This is a genomic window from Mycolicibacterium lacusdiani, from assembly GCF_021916785.1.
GTDB lineage: Bacteria > Actinomycetota > Actinomycetes > Mycobacteriales > Mycobacteriaceae > Mycobacterium > Mycobacterium lacusdiani.
The window spans coordinates 273,876-291,120 of record NZ_JAKCFC010000007.1; the positions used below are offsets into that span (position 1 = coordinate 273,876).

Sequence of the window (17,245 nt, forward strand, 5' to 3'; positions counted from 1 at the left end):
TGAGCGGCCGCGGTAGATCGATCGCTGCGGGCTCTTGCACGATCCTCTTCGATCGGAGATGATCGGACAGTGCACACTCGCGCCGTACTGCTCGCCGAGATCGGTGACCGCATCGCGCGCCACGCCCGCCCGGACATGACCACCGCGATCGACGGCGTGCTGCTGTCGAAGGTGGCGACCGACGGTTCCACACCCGACTACACGCTCACCGAGCCCCTGCTGGTCGTCATGGCCCAGGGCGGCAAGCGCCTGCTGCTGGGCGACCGGGCGTACGAGTACCGCGCGGGCCAATGCCTACTCGTCGCGGCCACGGTGCCCGTCACGGGCCACTACGTCGACACCAGCGCGGCATCGCCGTCCCTCGGCTTCGGCCTGGCACTTCGGCCCGCCGAGATCGCCGCGCTGATGCTTCGCGCGCCGGGCGAACGACGCAGGCGCACCGACGATCCCGAGTCCGCGATCACCACCGGTGACGCCGACGTCGACCTGCTCGACGCCGTCGCTCGCATGCTCCGCCTCCTCGACCGGCCCGACGATGCCGCAGTCCTGGCACCCCTGATCGAACGGGAGATCCTGTGGCGGGTGCTGACCGGTCCGCAGGGCGCGACGCTGCGTCAGATCGGTTCGGCGGACGGCAATCTCGCGTACGTCAGCCGGACCATCAGCTGGCTGCGCGACAACTACGCCCAGCCGCTGCGGATCGACGACCTCGCGAGCATGGCCGGCATGAGTTCGTCGGCCTACCACCGCCACTTCCGCGGCGTGACCGCCATGACGCCGCTGCAGTTCCAGAAGTGCATCCGGCTCCAACATGCCCGGTCGCTGCTGCTCGCCCGCCCCGGTGACGTCGCGGGCATCGGTCACGCCGTCGGCTACGACAGCCCGTCGCAGTTCAACCGCGAGTACCGCAGGCTGTTCGGAGTTCCGCCCGGCCGCGATGCCGAGCGCCTACGGGACCAGCCGACGCACGCCGTCGCCCTGGTGTGAGGGCGGCGCGCTAGAAGAGCGCCCGGTAGTTCAGCAGCGCACCCACCACCAGCACCACCCCGACGACGAGGAACAGGCCGCGGATGACCGGCGGCCCGTACCGGGTGATCGCGCGGACGAGGTGGCGCTGCACCCGTCGCGCCCGCATCGTCCGCACCGTCGACAGCGCCAGCACGAACACCGAGAACGACAACGCGACCGCGCAGTAGCCGAGCACCAGCACCGGCCACGCCAGTGGCATGGGATCGTGCGCCGAGATCAATGCCAGCGCGCTCAGGTACGGCACCGACGTAGCCGACTGCCCGAACCCCACCGCCAGCCCCACGATCGCGAAGAGCCAGGGATTGCGCCGTGCAGCCGCAACCACCCGCTCCGGCGGCGCCACACCACGGGCCTGCCCCGACGCGGCAGCGAGCACGATGAGCACCAGCCCGACCGCCAGCTGACCCCAGTACCGGACCGTCGGCGTCACCTCGAAGCCCACGCGGTCGGTCAGCAGGTTCAGGCCCACCACGGTGAGCACGCCGAACACCGTGGTCGCGGTGAGCACGCCGACGATGAAGCTCACCCCGGCGGGAAGGGGTGACCTGCGGCTCAGTCGGCTGTCGTACACCACCGCGGTCGTCACGCCCAGGTTCAGGACGTTGAGCGAGTCGAGGAACGCGAACCCGACCAGCGGAAGGAGGAGAGCCAACATGACAGTGGAGAACCTACCGTCGATCGGGTACCCGAACCGGATGCAGACGTTCCTGCCGTACCCGGACTTCAGCGAATCGGCCGCCCACCTCGATCGCAAGCGGCTCGGCAAACAGCGCGCGGAGACGGTCCAGGTGCTGCGGGCGCTGACGGTTCCCGGCTACGGCTGGCGTCGACACCCCGCTGCGGCGATGTGGGCCGGCTACGAGGAGGCGCTGGTCCGCTACGGCTTGGTGACCAGCGAGGCGTGGGTGCGGCTGGGCCACGCGGACACCACGGCGCCGACGCTGCTGGCCGACCTGCACGCCACCACGGGCATCGACGAGGTCCGTGACCAGCGGAGACTGGCCGAATCAGGCGACCTGCCGCCGTGGCTCGGCGACGCCGACTTTCACCTCAGCCACCAGTCCGCCCTGGTGCGCAAGGACCCCGAGTTCTACCGCCCGCTGTTCGGTGACGTACCCGACGATCTGCCGTACGTGTGGCCGGGATCCGACCGCGAACGGCGGGTTCCGCTGGACGCGCGGGCATGAAACTAGCCTGGTCGGGTAAACACGGGCGTCGGGCAAGCCACCTTCGGAAGGATTCATGACCGCAGCACGCACGCAGCTCGAGCGAACTGACCTGGATGCGGCGTTGCGCACGGTGGATGCCGTCGCCGCCGCCTTCTCCGCGAAGGTGGTGGGCCAACTCCACCTGCGTGAGTCGATGCTCGTCGCCCTGCTGGCGGGCGGTCACCTGCTAATCGAGAGCGTGCCAGGCCTGGCCAAGACCACCGCCGCACGCGTGGTCGCCGAGTCCATCCGCGGCGAGTTCCGCCGCATTCAGTGCACGCCCGACCTGCTGCCGAGCGACATCGTCGGCACCCAGATCTACGAGGCTGCCAACAACGCGTTCGTCACCCAGCTCGGCCCGGTGCACGCGAACGTCGTGCTGCTCGACGAGATCAACCGCTCGAGCGCCAAGACCCAGAGCGCGATGCTCGAGGCGATGGAGGAACGCCAGACCACGATCGCCGGCGTCGAATATCCCCTGCCAGACCCGTTCCTCGTCATGGCCACGCAGAACCCGGTCGACCAGGAGGGCACGTATCCGCTGTCCGAGGCCCAGACCGACCGCTTCATGCTCAAGGAGTTGGTGCGCTACCCGTCGGCCGACGAGGAGGTCGAGGTGATCTCCCGGATGGACGCCGGACTCTACGAACGCGCCCACCGCACCCCGCCCGCGGTCGAACTCGACGCCATCCGGCACGCCCAGCGCGTGGCGGGCTCGGTGCACATGGACCGCGCCCTCATCCAGTACGCCAGCCGGCTCGTCGAGGTGACTCGCGTACCCGAGGAGTTCCTGCCCGGCGAGATGGCCCGCCTCATCGAGTACGGCGCAAGCCCCCGCGCGACGATCGCCTTCTGCCGCAGCGCGCGGGCGCTGGCGCTGCTACGCGGCCGCGGTCACGTCATGCCAGAGGACATCGCCGCGCTGGCCCACCGCGTGCTGCGGCACCGGCTGATCCTGGGCTTCGAGGCCGTGAGCCAACGCATCACGCCGGACCTCGTCGTCGACGCGGTGCTGCGCGCGGTGCGGGTGCCCTAGGGCGCGTCTCGTGGGTAGACATCTCGACCGCGCCAAGGCGTCCTTCGGCCGCGACACCAACGGGCTGCTCGAGGGCGGCCGCTACTCGCTGTTGCATTCGCGCAGCCTCGAATTCGACGATCTGCGGCCCTACGTCCCTGGCGACGACGTCCGCGACATCGACTGGAAGGCGACGGCCCGATCCGGCGACGTCCTGATCAAGCGCTTCGTGTCGGAGAAGCACCACAAGATCCTCGTCGTCGCCGATGGAGGACGAAACATGCTGGGGCTCAGTCCCTCCGGTGAGCGCAAGGCCGACGTCGCGGCGAACGTGATCGGCGCGCTGGGCCTGATCACGCTGCGCCGCTCCGATCAGATCGGGATGGTCTTCGGCGACTCGAGGGGCTGCGTCGACATCCGCTTGCGCCGCGGTGAGACACATCTGGAGTACATGCTGACCCGGTACCTCGACCACGTGCGCGATCACCCCGGCCGCAGCGACGTGCTGACCCAGTTGCGCTGGGTGTGCGAGCACTACCGGCATCGCCACCTCGTCGTCGTGGTGTCCGACGAACCCGACACCGGTGAACGCCTCGACGCCATGCTCTCTCGGCTCACGCCTCGCCACGACGTGATGTGGGCGATGACGGCCGACCACCCCGTCGTGAGTTCGACCGACGACGACACCGGGGGCTACGACGTCGACGGCGGCGCCCACGTGCTGAGCGGGTTGGATCTCGGATTCGACGTCGTCACCGCTTACGAGGAGGCCGAAGGGGTTCGCCGCGAGGCACTTTGGGAGGCGATGACCACGCGCGCGGTCCCCTACGCCGTGTTCGAGGGCAGTCGCGGCATCCGATCCGGCCTCGTCGGCATGACCGGGGTGTTCGCCCGTGCCGGATGACCTGCTGCGCTTCGTCATCGGCCCGGCGCCGACGTCGTCGACGTGGGTGTGGGCGGCGGTGCTGCTGACGCTTCTCGTGATCGGCTGGTACGTCGCGGTGTTCCTGACGACGATGCCGCCGGAGCGCAACGCCGGTCCACGCCTGGTCGCGTCCGCACGCGCCGCCCTGGTCAGGCGCAGGTTTGCGCGCGAGGCCCGCCGGATCGACGAACGCAGGCGCAGCGGTGAATTGCCAGCCGCCGCGGCCGGTGCCGAGTTGAGCCGCACGCTGCGCGAGTTCCTGCACGAATTCACCGGCGTGCGAGCGCAGTACATGCAGGTCGACGAGGTCGCCAAGGGCAGCCTCGCGCCTGCCGCGCCAATCCTGGCCCGACTCAACGACGTTGCGTTCAACGAACGGTCGGCCGAGGACGTCGGCGAACTCAGCGGCGCCACCGAGGAGTTGATCCTCACGTGGAGTTGACCTGGTGGCTCGTCGTGATCGTGGCGTGCGTCGCGCTCGCCGCGGGCATCGTCGTCGCGCTGGCAATGCCTGGCGACGACGGTCGCCGACTGCGCCCGCTGGCCAACGTGGACCGGCTCACCCAGCTGCCCGCGTACGTGCGGGCCGTGCGGCGCCGAATGATCGCGACGATCGCCGTCCTGATGCTGCTGGTCCTCGCTTGCGGCGCCTCGGTGCTCGCGGCGGCGCGTCCGACGGGGTTGCCGACCGCCGCGCACGACGCCGACACCGGCCAGCCCGAGGACGTGATGGTCTGTGCCGGTTCGCCCGTCGACGATCCGCAACTGGCCGCGGCGATGCGCTTCTTCGCCGGGCACGTCCCGACCTTCGACACCCAGCGCATCGGGCTGACGTCCCCGAATCGCCGAGTGATCCCGATGACCCGCGACCACCAGTACGCCGCGGCCCGCTTCGGCGAGTACGCGGGATCCGACGCCGCCCGTCGCGGGGACTTCTCTCCCGCGGTGTCCTACGCCAACTACGCCGAGAGCACCGAGGACGTCCTCGCCCTGTGTCTCACGGGCTTTCCCGACTTCGACGAGGCCGGGGCACAACGCCGTTCGCTGATCTACGTCGGACCGGGCACGCTGCGGGCGCCCGACGAGACGCGGCCGTCGGTGGTGGGTGCCGAGCAGTTGCGCGAGCTGGCCACGACCGCCGGGGTGCAGGTGAACGCCGTGGTCACCGGTCCGAGCAACGCCACCCTCGACGACCTCGCCCGCACCACCGGGGGCAAGTCCGCATCGGCAAGCGGTGACGTCGCCGTGCGGCTCGCCGAGATCCGCGACGCCCCACCGCCCCCGACACCGGGGCAGACGGTGCGCGTGTCGACACCCGAGTCCCCCGACGTCCCGCTCGCCGTCGCGGTGCTGGCACTGGCGGCGCTGTCACTGGTGCCTCTGGCGGTGAGGCACCGATGAGCTTCTATCCCGTGCTGCCCCCCATCCTGCTGGCGATCGTGGCCGCCGTCGCGGTGGTCGCCAGGGTCGCGTCGCTGCGGCAACTGCTCTCGGCCCGCCGCCGCACGCGGACGCAGGTGTGGCGCTGGGCGGGGGTGACGGCTGCGGTCGTGCTGCTGCTGATCGCCGCGGCCCGGCCCGTATTCGGTGACGACCTGCAGACCACGCCCGCCGGTGCGGCCGACGGACAACCGAACGTCTTCCTGGTGGTGGACCGCTCACCCGAGATGGGCGTCGGCGACCTCCCCGATGGCAGGACGCGAATGGACGCCGCGCGTGAGGACATCGCCGCGGTGGTAGACCGCTACCCGGACGCCCGATTCGCCGTCATCGCCTTCGCGTCGGGCCCCTCACTGGAATGGCCGCTGTCGCAGGACACCTGGAGTCTGCGTTCGGTGCTGGCGGCCATGGAGCCGTACGGCGACGCCGACGTCGCGCTCACGAACGTCGCGGCAGCGGGAAACGTGCTGCGCTATCAGCTGATCGGAGCGCGCCAGCAATTCCCGCGCGCCAACAACCTCGTCTTCTACGTCGGCTCGGGCGCCAGCGCGTCCGAGGCTCCGCAGCGTCGCTTCGACGTGGCCGAGGGTTCGGTCGACGGCGGCGCGGTGCTGGGCTACGGCACCACCCGCGGCGCACCGCTGTCGGGAAGCCAGGCGGAACGCTCGATCCTCGACGAGCCGCGGTTGCGCGCGGTTGCCGAGCAGCTGGGCGTGCCATTCGTGCAGCGCGACGGCACGGGCGATACCTCGGCGATGTTCGGTGATGCCGGTCCGCCGCCGCAGGAGTCGGGCGTCACCGCATCGGCGCGGCCGACCGAGATCTACTGGGCACCTGCGATGCTCGCCGCTGCGCTGCTGCTGCTCGAGCTGTCGCTGACGCTGCGCGACCTACAACGGTCCAGGACCAGGGCGGTGGTCACGTGACCCGGCCCGCCCACCTGGCTCGTCGCCGACGCCTGCTGCTGTGGTCGGCGCCGGCCGTACTGATCGTCGTGCTGGTGATCGCCAAATTGGTGTCGATGGTGATCGCGGGCAATGCCGCGGCCGACGACTTCGCCCGCGGCGACACCGAGGCGTTGCGCGGCGACGTCTCCACCATGGAGGTCTTCGACGTCGTCGACCCCGGTGCCACGTCGTTCGCAGCGGGGGCGCTCGCCACGCTCGAGGGCCGGTTCGACGAGGCCGAGCGGCGCTTCGCCGAGGCAGGCGGCGACTGCCCGGCGCTGGTGAACCTGGCTCTGGTGCGCGAGGCGTGGGGCGATGCGTTCGTCGGCGCGGGCGACGGTCCCGCCGCGTTGCTCCGCTACCGGGCAGCGTTGGGCACCGTGACCGGCGCGCCCGCAGGCTGCTTCGCGGGCAACGACGATGCCGACCCCGAACGCCGCACGGTCCGCGAGCAGGCGACCGACCGGCTCGCCAACAAGATCGCAATCCTGGAGCGGCCGCTGGCTCCTCCGCCGCCCGCCGCGGCTCCTCCCCCACCGCCGCCCGCTGGCGCGCCGCCGCCGGGAGCCGGCACGTCGCCCGACCAGACCGACGACGAGCGGCTGGTGCTGGGCCCGGGGCCGCCGCTGGACCGGTTGCGGCAGCTGCTGGAGGACGGCGCGGCGGTGCGCGGCGCGCCCTGAAGCTAGCCTCGACGTCGTGGCCAAGGTGTTGACGGTGAACAGTGCACACGTCGGTCCCGGCGTCCGCGCCGCGACGACGGGGATCGACAAGCGGCCGGTCGACGGGCCGGTCCAGGTGCGTCCCCCCGGCGCGATGCGGGGCGGGCTGGGCAGCGGTCTCGTCGGCGACTCGATCGGAAACTCGAAGTTCCACGGCGGCGACGATCAGGCGGTCTACGCGTACGCCCGCGAGGACCTCGACGTCTGGCAGGGCCAGATCGACCGCGAGATCACCAACGGCATGTTCGGCGAGAACGTCACCACCTCGGGTGTCGACGTCACCAACGCCGTCATCGGCGAGCGCTGGCGCGTGGGCTCGGGCGGACTGCTGCTGCAGGTGACCCGCCCCCGCACGCCGTGCAAGACATTCGCGATGCGCATGGGCATCCGGGGCTGGATCAAGACGTTCACCAACGGCGGGACGCCCGGCGCCTATCTGCGAGTGCTCGAGTCCGGGCCCGTTGCGGCCGGTGACGAGATCGAGGTGTTCGGCCGGCCCGAGCACGGCGTGACGATCGCGACGGTCTACCGGGCGATGATGCTCGAGCCCGACCTGATGCCCAGCCTGCTCGCGGCCGACGAGCTGCCCGAGTCACTCAAGCGCCAGGCCCGCAGGCGCGCTGCGTCGTAAGGCCGCCCCCATGTGTCCTGCCGCACAGCTGGAATCAAACGACGTAACACGGCGGTTACAACAGGCAGACCGGCTCGACGTCTCGCGCCTGTCGACACAGCGTTCGATCCGCGACATCAGCGCCACGGTTCGTACAACTCAATAGATCGAAAGAAGTGACACACGCAATGAAGAAGTTCGGATTCGCCTCGATCGTCGCCAGCGGTATGGCCGCAGCGGTCCTCGGACTCGCAGCGCCAGCTCAGGCAGGCATCGACCACCACACGTGGCTCGACGAGATTCAGCCGACGGCCACCGTGCCCTACACGGACACCACGGTGCACCAGAGCCGCTGACCCCCGCACGATCCTCGAGGGGCACCCGCCAAGCGCGGGTGCCCCTCTTGCGTGTCCGGACGGTCGACGCACAGGCGGTCGGGCTTACGATCGCGCCGTGCCCGCGAATTCCGCACCGCCCTCGCACGCGCCACGCCTGTCGACGGGCATAGTGGTCGGCGCGCTGGGCATCGTGTTCGGCGACATCGGCACCAGCCCGATCTACACGATTGCGACGGTGTTCGATCCCGACGATCCCCACCCGGTTCCCGTCGCCCGCGACCACGTCTACGGCATCGTGTCGCTGATCTTCTGGTCGGTCATGGTGATCGTCACCCTCACCTACGTCAGCCTGGTCATGCGGGCGGACAACCACGGCGAGGGCGGCATCATGGCGCTCATCACGCTGCTGCGTCAGCGCACGCACGGCCGCGGTCGCCGCACCTCGCTCATGCTCGCGGGTCTCGGGATATTCGGCGCCGCACTGTTCTTCGGCGACAGCATGATCACCCCGGCGATCTCCGTGCTGTCCGCGGTCGAGGGCCTCAAGATCGTCGAGCCCGAACTCGCGCCGTGGATCGTACCCATCACGGCCGTCATCATCGTGCTGCTCTTCTCGGTCCAGCGCCGCGGCACGGCCGCCGTCGGCCGCTTCTTCGGTCCGGTGATGATCGTGTGGTTCCTGGCGATCGGCGCGTGCGGCATCGGCGGCATCGTCCGCGAGCCCGAGATCCTCACGGCCCTATCCCCCACGTACGCACTGGGATTCATGGCCGGCCACTTCCACATCGGCTTCTTCGCGCTGGCGGCGGTCGTGCTGGCCGTGACCGGCGCCGAAGCGCTGTACGCCGACATGGGCCACTTCGGACGCAAGGCCATCACCATCGGGTGGCTGGGCCTCGCACTACCCGCGCTGACGCTGAGCTATCTCGGCCAGGGCGCGCTGCTGCTCGGCGACGAGAGCAAGGTCGAGGCGCCGTTCTTCCTCCTGACGCCGGACTGGGCGCTGGTGCCGATGGTCGTACTGGCCACCGCCGCAACGGTGATTGCCTCCCAGGCCGTCATCACCGGCGCGTTCTCGGTGGCCTCGCAGGCGGCTCAGCTCGGCTACCTCCCGCGGCTGCGGATCGCACACACCTCGGCCTCGACCATCGGACAGATCTACGTCCCGTTCATCAACGGCGTCCTGCTGATCGGCGTGCTGATCCTGGTGTTCGCGTTCCGGTCGTCGGACGCCCTGGCCTACGCGTTCGGCATGGCGGTCACCGGAACCATCACGATCACCACGACGCTGTTCCTGTACTACGCGAGGACCCGCTGGCACTGGCCGCTGTGGGCGGTGCTGGGCGGCGGCGGCCTGCTACTGGCCGTCGACCTGATGTTCTTCGCCGCCAACCTCACCAAGCTCGTCCACGGCGCGTGGCTGCCCCTGCTGATCGCCATCTCGGCGTTCACCGTGATGACCACCTGGCAGCGGGGGCGGGCCATCGTCACCCGCAAGCGCGCCGACGTCGAGGGACCGCTGCGACCGTTCGTCAGCGGGTTGCTCCACCGCGACCCGCCGCTGGTGCGCGTGCCCGGAACCGCCATCTTCCTCAACCGCGGCGACGACACCGCGCCGCTGTCGATGCGGGCCAACGTCGAGCACAACCACGTCCTGCACCGGCACGTCGTCATCCTCTCGATGGAGGTCGAACCCGTTCCGCGCATACCAGATTCGGATCGCGTGACGGTCGAGGACCTCGACCTCGTAGGTGACGGCATCATCTTCGTCCGGGCCCGCTACGGATATCTCGAACGACCCGACGTCCCCGCGGCACTGCGCCTCCTCGACCCGAACCAGACCGAGGGACCGATCGACCTCGACGACGCGTCCTACTTCCTGTCGAAGCTCGAGTTGGTCGTCTGCGCCAAGCCGACGATGCCGCCCTGGCGCACCAGGCTTTTCGTCGCGACGTCGTACATCACCGCCGACGCTGCCGCGCACTTCAGGCTCCCCGTCGATCGGACCGTCATCATCGGTGCCCGCCTCGAGGTCTGACGTCAGCCCAGCACCGCGTCGATCGCGCGGTAGATGCGCTGCTCGCTGACCGGCCGCGGGGTGCCGAGCTGCTGCGCCCACAGGCTGACCCGGAATTCCTCGATCTGGCGGGCGATGTCGGTCACGTCGGACGCCGCAGCGCGGGCCGGTGACAGCGCCGCAACCAGTTCGTCGTAGGCATGCTGCACGGCATGCACGCGGGCCATCCGTTCGAGGTCGGCGTTGACGCCGTGCGGCAGGCGGTCGAGCCGCCGCCCGATCGCGGTGAGGTACCGCGTGAGGTCGGCCAGATGCGCGATCCCCGTCGCCGTCACGAACCCCGCCGGGAGTAGCCCCGCCAGTTGTGCGCGGACGTCGGCGATCGACGCGGCCTGCGCGGGCACCGGCCGCTCGAGCAGGGCGAGACGGACGTCGTGCGCCGCGCCGAGCACGTTCGACACGCGACTGACGACGTCGATGGTGCTGGACGCCAACGTCTTCGACACCTTGGCGCGCAACGCGGCGAACTCGGCCTTCGTCCACGCGGGTGTGGTGATCAGGGTGTCGGTGACGGCGTCGGCGCAGTCGTCGATCAGCGCGGACAGCGAGCCGTCGGGATTGTCGGCGACGACCAGCCGCGTGCGCAGGTCGAGTGCGCGCTCCACGGCCTTGACCGGTGACGGGACGTCGAGGCGCACCAGCCGCCGCAGGCCCGGCGCCATCCTGGCCCGCTGCTCGACCTCGGAGGCGAACACCGTCAGGTCCACCGCCTTGCCCACGTCCACGAACGCCGGGTAGCCGCGCACGGTGTTGCCGCCGCTGGTGCTGTCGATCGCCCGTGGCACCTCGTCGAGGTCGTCGGGCCAGCCGCGCAACCCCTTTCGCGCCAGACCACCCGCGACCACGTCGGCGACCGCGCGCTGCATCGGTGCGTCGAGCCGCTCCTTCAGTCCGTCGAGGTCCTTGCCGCGAGCCACCTCCGAGCCGTCGGAACCCTCGACCGCGAACGTCACGCGCAGGTGGGCGGGCACCTTCTCCACGTCGAAGGCGTCGATCGGCACCAGAACGCCTGTGCGCCTGCGCAACTCCTGCTGTAGCGCGTCGAGCAGCGGCCGGTCACCGGGATCGAACGTCGACAGCAGGGCCCGAGCCGTGTCCGGGACCGGAACGAAGTTGCGGCGCAGCTCCTTCGGCAGCGACTTGAGCAGCGCGGCGATCAGTTCCTCACGCAACGCCGGGACGTGCCAGGCGAACTCGTCGCCGCCGAGGCGGGCCAGCACCTCGACGGGAACGTGCACCGTGATGCCGTCGTCCTCCGCACCAGGCTCGAACTTGTAGGTGATCGGCAGCGAGAGGTCGCCTGCCTCCCACCGGTCGGGCTGGTCGAGGGCATCGTCGCCGCGCAGCAGGTCGGCGCGGGTGAACGTCAGCAGGTCAGGCGTGCGGTGCCGCTGCTTCTTCCACCAGGCGTCGAAGTGCCTGGCCGACACCACGTCCGCAGGGATGCGGGCGTCGTAGAGGGCGTAGATCTCGTCGTCACCGGCCAGCAGGTCGCGGCGTCTGGCACGCTCTTCGATCTCGGCGAGTTCCTCGAGCAGCTGGCCGTTGTCGCGGAAGAAGTGGTGACGGGTCTGCCAGTCCCGTTCCACCAGTGCATGCCGGATGAACAGTTCGCGCGACAGCACGGGATCGATTTGCCCGTAGCCGATCCGGCGCCTCGGCACCAGCGGCAAGCCGAACAGCGTGACGCGCTCGAAGGCCATGACCGCTCCGCGGTTCGCGTCCCAGTGCGGTTCACTGTGGGTCCGCTGCACCAGGTCTCCCGCGACGCGCTCCACCAGCTCGGGTTCCACGCGAGCGGCGACCCGGCCGAACAGGCGGCTGGTCTCCACGAGGTCCGCGACGACGATCCAGCGCGGCGGTCGGCGCGTCAGCACCGAGCCCGGCGCGAGCACGAACCTGGTGTTGCGCGCACCCTGGTACTCGCGGGAGTCACCCTCGCGCAGTCCCACGTGCGACAGCAGCCCGGCGGTCAGAGCGGCGTGCACGCTGGCCGGGTCGGCGGGCTCGTCCTGTTCGTGGATGCCGAGATCCTTGGCGATGCTGCGCAATTGACCGGCGAGATCCTGCCATTCGCGGATGCGCAGGTAGTGCAGGAACTCCTCACGGCACATTCGGCGGAACGAACTGCCGGAGCGTTCCCTGCGCTGTTCCGACACGTACTGCCACAGGTTGAGGAACGACACGAAGTCGGAGTGCTCGTCGGCGAAGCGGGCATGCTTCTGGCGCGCCGCCTCCTCCTTGTCGACGGGCCGCTCCCGCGGGTCGGGGATCGACAGCGCCGCCGCGAGGATCAGCACTTCGCGCACGCAGCCCTCGGTGTCGGCCTGCAGGATCATGCGTCCGATGCGCGGGTCCAGCGGCAGCCGGGCCAGCCGGCGCCCCACGTCGGTGATCGCCCCAATGCGGTCGAAGGCACCGAGTTCCTGCAGGAGCATCACGCCGTCGCGGATGCTGCGCGCCTCCGGCGGGTCGAGGAAGGGGAACGCCTCGACGTCGCCAAGCCCCAGCGCGGCCATCTGCAGGATCACCGCGGCGAGATTGGTGCGCAGGATCTCGGGATCGGTGTAGCGGGGCCGAGTTTCGAAGTCTGCTTCGGAGTACAGGCGAATGCACACGCCGGGGGCGGTCCGCCCGGAGCGGCCCGCACGCTGCGACGCCGACGCCTGAGAGATCGGTTCGATCGGCAGCCGCTGCACCTTCGTCCGGCGGCTGTAGCGCGAGATGCGCGCCGTGCCGGGGTCGACGACGTAGCGCACGCCAGGCACGGTCAGTGACGTCTCGGCCACGTTGGTGGCCAACACGACCCGTCTGTTGGTGTGCGGTGCGAACACCTTCTGCTGATCGGCGGTCGGCAGCCGGGCGTAGAGCGGCAACACCTCGGTCGGGAACCGGTCGCCGCGCATCGCGTCGCGCAACGCCTCGGTGGTATCGCGGATCTCGCGTTCTCCGGAGAGGAACACCAGCACGTCGCCAGGCGGTTCGGACTCGAGTTCTCGGACGGCGTCGACGATGGCCTCGGTCGGGTCGCGCATTTCGGATGAGCCGCTTGCGCGAAGACCAAAGGCCGGAGTACGGACGATCTCGCGGTCGGGGTCGTCCGGATCGTCGTTGTCGGCGTCATCGGTGACCTCGACTTCCAACGGGCGGTAACGGATCTCGACGGGATAGGTGCGGCCGGAGACCTCGACGATGGGCGCGGGGACGCCGTGGCGGTCGGAGAAGTGCGCGGCGAAGCGTTCGGGCTCGATGGTCGCCGACGTGACGATCACCTTGAGATCGGGTCTACGGGGCAGCAGCTCGCGCAGGTAACCCAGCAGGAAGTCGATGTTGAGGCTGCGTTCGTGGGCCTCGTCGAGGATCAGCGTGTCGTAGGCGAGCAGCCGGCGGTCGCGCTGCATCTCGGCGAGCAGGATGCCGTCGGTCATCAGCTTGACCAGGGTGCGGTTGCTGGCTTGGTCGGTGAACCGCACGGTGTAGCCGACGACGTCGCCCAGCGGGGTGCCCAGTTCGTCGGCGACGCGCTGGGCCACCGTTCTGGCGGCGAGGCGTCGCGGCTGGGTGTGACCGATCGTGCCGCGCACGCCGCGGCCCAGCTCGAGGCAGATCTTCGGCAGCTGCGTCGTCTTGCCCGAGCCCGTCTCGCCCGCGACGACGATCACCTGATTGGCCGTGATCGCGGCGGCGATGTCGTCACGGCGGTCGCTGACCGGCAGATCCGGGTAGGTGACCTGGGGTACGGCGGACTCGCGGGTGGCGACGAGCGCTTCCGCCGACGCGATCTGCTGGGCGATCCGCTCCACCTGTTCCGGCGTGACGTTGCGCATGGAGCGCAGCCGGCGCCCGAACCGGGCGGCGTCGCGGATCGTCAGGTGGTCTAGCCGCCCGCGCAGTGCTCTCAGCTCATCGCGGGACGGTTCGGACACTCAGCCAACTTTAGGCCGTCGGAGCCGACTCAGTTCGCGCCGACCGTGGTGAGACAGAACGGGTGGCCCGCGGGGTCGATGAGCACCCGCCACCGCCCGGGGTCGCGCTGGTGTCCGGCCTCACGCGCACCGAGGGCGACGGCCCGCGTCACCGCGTCGTCGAGGTCGGTCACCGACACGTCGAGGTGCATCTGCTGCAGCTGTCCGGGCTCCGGCCAGGTCGGCGCGACGTAGCCGTCGACGCGCATCAAAGCGAGCGTCTGCGCGCCGTCACCGATCGCGATGACGCTGCCGTCGGGGGCCTCGACCAGGCGACGCATGCCCAGGAGAGCGCTGTAGAAGTCGGCGAGCCGGGCCGGATCGGGGCAGTCGATCGAGGTGGCGCCCAGGCGGCCGACCGGCGCGGGGGTTTCGGCGTCAGAGGCACCGTCAGGGGCAGTGGTCACGTCACCGATTCTGCCCGCCGCGGCGATTTCGGCTTACATGGGAGTCGTGAAGAAACGACATCGAAGCATTCGCCTTGCGGTGTCGTCGATCCTTGCGGCCGTCGCCTGCCTGGTGGCGGCCTGCGGTACCACGACGGCACCACCCCCCGAACCCAGCGGACCGCTGCTCGCCTACCGCGCGGCCTCCGAGATCGGTCTGGTCGACGGAACGACGGTGGTCGCGACGGCGCCGGGCAGTTTCGCGCCATCGAGCGACCCGCTGGCGACCGAGGACGGCAGGTACGTCTTCGCGCGGTCATCCGACGGCGGCGTCACGGTCCTCGACGTGGCGGCCAGGACCTCGAGAGCCGTTGCGGTATCGATCGATTCGGCATTGGGCACCGGTGGCGGCAGCACGATCGTGTGGTGGGAGCAGCCCAACCGGCTGATGCAGCTCGACCTCGCCGATCCCACCGGTCAGCCGGCGCTGCGCCAGGAGATCGACCTGCCCCGTCAGGCCGGGGCGTCCGACGCCATGCTGCTGACCGCCCGCAACGGCACGGTCGTCGTCGCACGCACCGAGTCGGAGCCGTCACCATTCGGAGGTCCCGACACCCTCTACGCCGTGCACGGCGACGCGGAGCCGACGGCGCTGGGCACCGCCGACGCGAACACCCCGGTCGTCTCGGCGGTACTGAGCCCCGACGGCAGCCGGCTGGCCTATGCGCTGTACCGCCGGACCAGCAACTCGTGCGGCACGGCCGCGGTGGTGGTGTCCGGCGCCGACGGCTCGCAGGAGACCTACGACGTGGCGGCCCCGAACTTCGTCATCGGCTCCCGGGTGCTGGAGATGTGGTGGCCCGACGGCAAGCCGATGTCGCTGAGCCTCGCGACGTGGCAGTGCGAGACGGAGAGCTACTACTCACCGCTGACGTGGCAGCTCGGCGACGCGGGACTCGTCGAGGCCGCTCCGCGGACCGTCGCGCTGGAGGCCACCGAGGTCGTGCCGGGTCAGCGTGCGCTGATCGTGCCGAAGGTCGGGGTCGCTCCTGAGCCGTCGGGGACGCTGGTGATCGAGGACAGTGGCAGGCGCTTCCCGCTCGGGCCGCCCGCGGTCGACGCGATCGCGGTGGTGGGGCCCTAGCGGGTCAGGCGGCGCCGAGCCTGCGGGCCGTGCCGCGGCTGCGGTGAGCCAGTACCGCCACGGCGACGATCACCTCGACGACGGCGATCACCGTGGCCACCGCCATGGCAGCGGGCAATGCGGGAGCGGGGCCCGAGGTCACGTCGCCGTGTCGGTGCGACGCGGTGGGCATGTGCAGCGCGATCATCGCGACGTTCATCGTGGCGACCAGCACCCAGGCGCGGGACGTGCCTCGCGTCCACAGGTCGTGCGCGCAGAACAGGCAGGCCGCGATCATCCCGGCCATCACGATCGCCATGGCCGGATTGCTCGCGTGGCCGAGCGAGAGCGCGTGCAGCACGGCGGAACTGGCGGCGAGCAGCGCGCACGCCCGCCTGCCCGAACTCCGACGCGCGTCTTGCCAGTTCATGGTTGACCTCCGTGCACGTGATTGTCGTCGATCGGACGACCATCGGCAGGGCGAGCGTGCTGCCCCGTCGAGGTAGACCACTCGCGGGTGCTGATGTCATCGCGGGACCCCAACCCCACAGACGAAGAAGGGGCACCCGAATCGCTCGGGTGCCCCTTCGAAGTGGTCTTACTAGCGGCCGTTGCCCACGGTCGAGGTGGCGCTGCCGACGGTGGCCGACTGCTGGATGTCCTGGACCCAGTCGTGGTGCACGATGTCGGCCGATGCGGGGGCGGCGAGCCCGAACAGTGCGGCGGCGAAGCCGGTGGCGACGAACCCTGCGACGGTGGCGAAGGCTGACTTCTTCATGATGATCCCTCTTCCTGGAGTGCTGCTCTTGAAGTTCTGCTGGTCCGGGAGGAGGTTTCTCCAGCCGGTCTGACAGGTAGAACTCACAGGTCAGACGGTTCATTTCCAGTGGCAGAGATTGAACGACGGGTGGCAGGATCGGCTCGACGCCGAGACGTCACCCAACCTTTTTCGAGCGTTTTCTTGAAATGTTCCAATAAACGCGGGAGACTCGATCCGATGACCGACGATCCGGACTACCGGCTGCTGCTGCGGGGGGCCAAGCTCCGCATCACCCAGCCACGCCTCTCGGTGATGAGCGCAGTCAGCGACAACCCGCACGCCGAGACCGAGACCATCATTCGTGCCGCGCGGGAGTCGACGCCCGACGTGTCGCACCAGACCGTGTACGACGCCCTCAACGCCCTCACCGCCGCGGGCCTCATCCGCCGCATCCAACCCAACGGGTCCCTGGCCCGCTACGAGACCCGCGTCGGCGACAACCACCATCACGTGGTCTGCCGTTCGTGTGGCGTCATCGCCGACGTGGACTGCGCCGTCGGCGACGCGCCATGCCTCACCGCTTCGGATGATCAAGGCTTCGTCATCGACGAGGCCGAGGTCATCTACTGGGGCCTGTGCCCCGATTGCATTGAAGTCCGAAGTTCCTAGATCACAGCCCGTGATCGACAGCCCCACCGAA

At 70.0% G+C, this 17,245-nt stretch carries 18 protein-coding genes; 13 read left to right on the forward strand and 5 right to left on the reverse strand.

The genetic code is table 11. From position 1 onward, the window contains the following. Positions 1-69: 69 nt before the first annotated feature. Positions 70-987 carry an AraC family transcriptional regulator gene (locus tag LOK44_RS21330; protein WP_237572074.1) on the forward strand — a complete coding sequence of 306 codons (918 nt, stop codon included), beginning with the start codon at positions 70-72 and terminating at the stop codon, positions 985-987. Positions 988-997: 10 nt separating this feature from the next. Here LOK44_RS21330 and LOK44_RS21335 read toward each other — a convergent pair whose 3' ends face one another. Beyond that, positions 998-1,684: a GAP family protein gene (locus LOK44_RS21335; protein ID WP_237572075.1), complete on the reverse strand. Its 687-nt coding sequence runs from the start codon at positions 1,682-1,684 to the stop codon at positions 998-1,000. 40 nt (positions 1,685-1,724) lie between these two features. On the opposite strand from LOK44_RS21335, the gene LOK44_RS21340 reads away from it, so the two are divergent. The 10 genes from LOK44_RS21340 to LOK44_RS21385 all read left to right on the forward strand — a co-directional run bounded on the left by LOK44_RS21340 (position 1,725) and on the right by LOK44_RS21385 (position 10,272). Next, positions 1,725-2,216: an MSMEG_6728 family protein gene (locus LOK44_RS21340; protein ID WP_237572138.1), complete on the forward strand. Its 492-nt coding sequence runs from the start codon at positions 1,725-1,727 to the stop codon at positions 2,214-2,216. A 55-nt stretch (positions 2,217-2,271) separates the two neighbouring features. Then, positions 2,272-3,273 carry an AAA family ATPase gene (locus LOK44_RS21345; RefSeq protein WP_163920500.1) on the forward strand — a complete coding sequence of 334 codons (1,002 nt, stop codon included), beginning with the start codon at positions 2,272-2,274 and terminating at the stop codon, positions 3,271-3,273. Positions 3,274-3,283: 10 nt separating this feature from the next. Then, on the forward strand, positions 3,284-4,156 hold the full coding sequence (locus LOK44_RS21350) for a DUF58 domain-containing protein (RefSeq protein WP_237572076.1): 873 nt from the start codon (positions 3,284-3,286) through the stop codon (positions 4,154-4,156). Beyond that, the gene (locus tag LOK44_RS21355; protein ID WP_237572077.1) at positions 4,146-4,619 is read left to right on the forward strand and encodes a hypothetical protein; all 474 of its coding nucleotides are present in this window, start codon (positions 4,146-4,148) and stop codon (positions 4,617-4,619) included. The genes LOK44_RS21350 and LOK44_RS21355 overlap by 11 nt, the downstream gene beginning before the upstream one ends. Continuing rightward, positions 4,610-5,578, forward strand: a complete 969-nt coding sequence (locus LOK44_RS21360) for a hypothetical protein (protein WP_237572078.1) — start codon at positions 4,610-4,612, stop codon at positions 5,576-5,578. The genes LOK44_RS21355 and LOK44_RS21360 overlap by 10 nt, the downstream gene beginning before the upstream one ends. Next, a complete protein-coding gene (locus tag LOK44_RS21365; protein WP_237572079.1) occupies positions 5,575-6,543 on the forward strand; it encodes a vWA domain-containing protein in 969 nt (322 codons plus the stop codon). The genes LOK44_RS21360 and LOK44_RS21365 overlap by 4 nt, the downstream gene beginning before the upstream one ends. Next, complete coding sequence (locus LOK44_RS21370) at positions 6,540-7,247, forward strand: hypothetical protein (protein WP_237572080.1); 708 nt, start codon at positions 6,540-6,542, stop codon at positions 7,245-7,247. The genes LOK44_RS21365 and LOK44_RS21370 overlap by 4 nt, the downstream gene beginning before the upstream one ends. A 16-nt stretch (positions 7,248-7,263) precedes the next feature. Next, on the forward strand, positions 7,264-7,917 hold the full coding sequence (locus tag LOK44_RS21375; RefSeq protein ID WP_237572081.1) for an MOSC domain-containing protein: 654 nt from the start codon (positions 7,264-7,266) through the stop codon (positions 7,915-7,917). 167 nt (positions 7,918-8,084) lie between these two features. Continuing rightward, entirely contained in the window at positions 8,085-8,252 is a 168-nt protein-coding gene (locus LOK44_RS21380; protein ID WP_170314484.1) for a hypothetical protein, read from the forward strand. 97 nt (positions 8,253-8,349) lie between these two features. Further along, positions 8,350-10,272 (forward strand): potassium transporter Kup, encoded by a 1,923-nt coding sequence (locus tag LOK44_RS21385; RefSeq protein WP_237572082.1) that lies wholly within the window; start codon positions 8,350-8,352, stop codon positions 10,270-10,272. A 2-nt stretch (positions 10,273-10,274) separates the two neighbouring features. Here LOK44_RS21385 and hrpA read toward each other — a convergent pair whose 3' ends face one another. Continuing rightward, the gene (gene hrpA, locus LOK44_RS21390; RefSeq protein WP_237572083.1) at positions 10,275-14,237 is read right to left on the reverse strand and encodes an ATP-dependent RNA helicase HrpA; all 3,963 of its coding nucleotides are present in this window, start codon (positions 14,235-14,237) and stop codon (positions 10,275-10,277) included. Positions 14,238-14,266: 29 nt separating this feature from the next. Further along, the gene (locus LOK44_RS21395; protein WP_237572084.1) at positions 14,267-14,683 is read right to left on the reverse strand and encodes a VOC family protein; all 417 of its coding nucleotides are present in this window, start codon (positions 14,681-14,683) and stop codon (positions 14,267-14,269) included. A 79-nt stretch (positions 14,684-14,762) separates the two neighbouring features. Between LOK44_RS21395 and LOK44_RS21400 the strand changes: the two genes are divergently transcribed. Next, complete coding sequence (locus LOK44_RS21400) at positions 14,763-15,806, forward strand: hypothetical protein (protein WP_237572085.1); 1,044 nt, start codon at positions 14,763-14,765, stop codon at positions 15,804-15,806. A 4-nt stretch (positions 15,807-15,810) separates the two neighbouring features. On the opposite strand, the gene LOK44_RS21405 is transcribed toward LOK44_RS21400, so the two are convergent. Together LOK44_RS21405 and LOK44_RS21410 are read right to left on the reverse strand one after the other, a co-directional pair. Further along, on the reverse strand, positions 15,811-16,215 hold the full coding sequence (locus LOK44_RS21405) for a hypothetical protein (RefSeq protein ID WP_237572086.1): 405 nt from the start codon (positions 16,213-16,215) through the stop codon (positions 15,811-15,813). Between the two features lie 171 nt (positions 16,216-16,386). After that, a complete protein-coding gene (locus tag LOK44_RS21410; RefSeq protein WP_237572087.1) occupies positions 16,387-16,563 on the reverse strand; it encodes a hypothetical protein in 177 nt (58 codons plus the stop codon). A gap of 219 nt (positions 16,564-16,782) precedes the next feature. Between LOK44_RS21410 and LOK44_RS21415 the strand changes: the two genes are divergently transcribed. Beyond that, positions 16,783-17,214 carry a Fur family transcriptional regulator gene (locus tag LOK44_RS21415; RefSeq protein WP_237572088.1) on the forward strand — a complete coding sequence of 144 codons (432 nt, stop codon included), beginning with the start codon at positions 16,783-16,785 and terminating at the stop codon, positions 17,212-17,214. Positions 17,215-17,245: the final 31 nt, after the last annotated feature.